This is a genomic window from Kitasatospora sp. MY 5-36 (assembly GCF_001182915.1).
Classification (GTDB): domain Bacteria; phylum Actinomycetota; class Actinomycetes; order Streptomycetales; family Streptomycetaceae; genus Kitasatospora.
Genome location: NZ_LFVW01000879.1, coordinates 1 through 3,620 on the forward strand (window position 1 = coordinate 1; position 3,620 = coordinate 3,620).

At 76.5% G+C, this 3,620-nt stretch carries 3 protein-coding genes; 1 reads left to right on the plus strand and 2 read right to left on the minus strand.

Going from position 1 to position 3,620, the window contains the following annotated elements; translation table 11 throughout:
* Positions 1–1,420 (minus strand): MFS transporter (locus tag AE652_RS37640; RefSeq protein WP_049659787.1); only part of this gene is annotated, 1,420 nt, incomplete at its 3' end.
* A gap of 279 nt (positions 1,421–1,699) precedes the next feature.
* Between AE652_RS37640 and AE652_RS37645 the strand changes: the two genes are divergently transcribed.
* Positions 1,700–2,605, plus strand: coding sequence for an NADP-dependent oxidoreductase (locus AE652_RS37645; protein ID WP_049659789.1), 906 nt, complete (start codon positions 1,700–1,702; stop codon positions 2,603–2,605).
* A 105-nt stretch (positions 2,606–2,710) separates the two neighbouring features.
* Here AE652_RS37645 and AE652_RS37650 read toward each other — a convergent pair.
* The coding region (locus AE652_RS37650; RefSeq protein ID WP_049659790.1) for a CU044_5270 family protein at positions 2,711–3,620 on the minus strand (910 nt) is incomplete at its 5' end.

The following is a 3,620-nucleotide window of genomic DNA, read 5'->3' on the forward strand; positions in this document are numbered from 1 at the left end:
ACTTCGTCCCGGTGGCGTCCGCGCGCCCGGGGCGCGGGGTGCGCAGGGTGGCCGCCGCGAGCAGGCCCCCGGCCACCGCGATCGCCGCGGCGCCGAGGAAGGCCGCGGAGAAGCCCGAGGTCAGACCCTGGACGGTGGCGTCCGGGGTCCGGGCGCCGGCCAGTGCGGTCATCGCGGCCAGGCCGAGCGCCGAGCCCACCTGGTAGCCGGTGTTGACGATGCCGGAGGCGAGGCCGCCGTCCTCCGGGGGCGCGCTGGAGATCGCGGTGCCGAGGGAGGGGATGAAGGCGAGCGCCATGCCGGTCGCGGCGAGCAGGGAGGCGGGCAGCACGTCGGTCCAGAAGTTGCCGTCCGGGCGGGCCTGCGAGAGCCCGGCCAGGCCGGCGCCGAGGGCGAGCATGCCGGTGACGACCAGCGCCTTGGGGCCGAAGCGGGCGATCAGCCGGGGCGCCAGGGTGATCATGATGCCCATGATGGCGACGGTCATCGGCAGCAGGGCCGCGCCGCTGGCGAAGGCGCCGAGGTGGAGGACCTGCTGGAGGTAGAGGTTCAGGAAGAACCACATCGGCACCCAGGCCGCGGCCAGCAGGAACTGGGCGAGGTTGGCGGCGCCGAGGTTCGGAACCCGGAAGATGCCCAGCCGCATCAGCGGCTCGCGGCGCCTGCCCTGGACGACCAGGAAGGCGGCCAGCAGTACGGCCGCGCCGGCCAGGGTCAGCAGGGTCGACGCGGAGGCCCAACCCGCCTCCGGGGCGCGGACGACGGCGTACACGGCGGCGGCCAGTCCGGCGGTGACGGTGAGCGCGCCGACGAGGTCGATGCCGCCGCGGCGCCGGGGCGCGGAGGGCATCAGCGCGGGAGTGGCGAGCAGCGCGACCGCGGCCACCGGGATGTTGATGTAGAACACCCAGGGCCAGCTGACGTACTGGGTGATCAGGCCGCCGAGGAAGACGCCCGCGGTGCCGCCGGCCGGGGCCGCCGCGCCGTACAGGGCGAAGGCCTTGGTCAGTTCCTTCGGGTTCCCGCCGAAGAGCGTCATCAGCAGGGTGAGCGCCGAGGGGGCGATGAGGGCGGCGCCGAGGCCCTGGACGCCGCGGCCGGCCAGCTCGGTGGGCACGTTCCCGGCGAGGCCGGCGAGCAGTGAGCCCGCGCCGAGGACCGCCCAGCCGGCGCTGAACAGGCGGCGGGCGCCGAGCAGGTCGGAGAGCCGTCCGCCGAGCAGGAGCAGGCCGCCGAAGGCGACCACGTACGCGTTGAACACCCAGGACAGGTCCTCCTGGCCGAAGCCGAGGGCGTCCTTCATCCTGGGCAGGGCCACCCCGATGATCGAGGTGTCCATGATCACCACGAACTGCGCGGCGGCGATCAGCGCCAGTGCGCGCCACCTCCGGGGGTCGGGCCCGGTGCTGTCGGTTGCCATCTCTTACTCCCTGTCTGTGAGGGGTATCGGCCGGGGGCGGTGCCTCGCGGCGATCGCCGGGGATCGTCAACTCGCAGGACGGGCACGGTGGATGTGCCGGTCGACGACCCCGGCGAGGATGACCGAGAACATACCCTAGGGGGGTAGGGTTTAGTCAACGGAGCCGGGGCGGAGGGGAACAGGGCCCGGCGGCGGGAGGCAGCCCGCGAGGGCGGGGAATCCGGCGTCCACCGGCGGGGTTTCACCAGGCGTCAGCACCCGCCTCGTGAAGGGCCCTCCGTGCGCGCCATCCAGATCGACCGTTTCGGCACCCCCGAGGTCCTCGACCTCGTCGAGACCCCCCGGCCCGTGCCCGGGCCCGGGGAGGTGCTGGTCCGGACCGTCGCGAGCGGCATCAACCCCGTCGACGACAAGACCCGGGAGGGGGCCATCGGCGAGGGCGCTCCCCCGCTGCCGACGACGCTCGGCTGGGACCTGGCCGGCGTCGTCGTCGACGGCGGCGACAGCCCGCTGGAGGCGGGGGAACGGGTCATCGCCATGTCCCACCAGCTCGGCACCACCCGCGGCACCTGGGCCGACCTGGTCGTCCTCCCGGCGGAGGCGGTGGCCGTCGCGCCGCGGGCGGTCAGCCTGGTCGAGGCCGCCACGCTGCCGCTGCCCGGGCTGACGGCCCTGCAGACGCTGGACTGGCTGGCGGTGTCCGCCGGCGAGCGGCTGCTGATCGCCGGTGCCGCCGGCGCGGTCGGCGGGCTCGCCCTGCAGATAGCCCGGGCGCGGGGCGTCGAGGTCGACGCCCTGGTCTCCCGCGACGCCCAGGCCGGCTTCGCCCGCGAGCACGGCGCGGGGCTCGTCTCCACCGACCCCGCCGCCTTCCAAGGCGGCGGCTACCACGCGGTCTTCGACACCTTCGGGGCCTTCGTCACCGACGCGGTCGCGGACGGCGGCCGCTACGCCTCGATCGCCACCCAGGCCGGCCCCGTCCCGGACCTCTCCGCCCACGGCGTGCGCACCACCGTCCACCAGGTGCGCGAGGACGGCGCCGGGCTGGCCGAGTTGGCCCGGCTCGTCGACGCCGGCGCCCTGCGGCCGCGGGTGCACGCCACGTACGGGCTCCAGGAGATCCGGGCCGCGCACGAGCGGTTCCGCGAGGGCGGCCTGGCCGGGAAGATCGTCGTGACGTTCTGACCGCCGCCCTCGGCCGCCTCACCCGCGAGCGGCCCTCGGCCGGGCCGCGCCCACCGCACCGGGGGCCCTCGTGGAGGAACCCGGCGGGGGTGGGCCGGCACCGGACTACCGGACTGGCGGCGGGAGTTCACCGACGCGGTCGGCGGCGGCCCGGGCGAGGACCGCGGAGGCGCCGACCACCGTCCCGGCCGGGCCCGCCTCGCCGTCCTCGGCGAGGACCGTGCGCTCGCCGAGGAACGCGTACGTGCTCCGGTCGAAGACCCACTGCGTCTGCCGCCCGTACGCCGTACGGGCCACGGCGACGCCCTCACGCCCGGCGGCATCGACGGCCGAGGCGACCACCGTGACCCCGGGGATCCGCTCGGCCGCCCGGTAGAGCGCGGCGCCGACCTGCGGCGGCGCCCAGGTCTCGGCCAGCAGGTCGCCGATCGCCGTGAACGCCCGCTGGTCCGGGTCCTGGCCCTGGCCCCGGGTCTGCTCCCTGACCAGCCGCAGCAGGGCGTCCGGGTCGATGGGCAGCGCGGCGACGAAGGCGTGGGTCGGTTCGCCGACCGACGGGCCGCCTCCCCCGCCGGGCGCCTCGGGCCAGGCCGTCGCCCCCGGCTGGTCGAGGTGGAGGACCGGCCCGTCCTCGCCGAGCCGGCTGTCCGGCCCGCCCTCCTCGCGCAGCAGGCCGGGGCGGCTGCCGTCGGCGGACAGCCACACCTGCCGGGTGTGCGCGGGCGCCATCGTCACGGGGCCGCCGCCCGCGCTCTGCGCCGCGAAGGCGACCCTGCTCTCGATGTAGACGAACTGGTCGGCGCGGACCGCCGGTTGCTCCGATCCGGCGGCGGCGAGGGCGATGCGGTCGAGCAGCCGTACGGCTTCGGAGCCGCCGGTCGCACCGCCTCCCGCCACCGCCGCGTGGTCGCGCCCGGGCGTCCCCGCGCCCCCGAGGTCCACCGCCACGACGCCGACCACCGCCAGGGCGCAGGCGAGCGCAGGCACCGCGATCCGGAACCGGGCCGAACGCCTG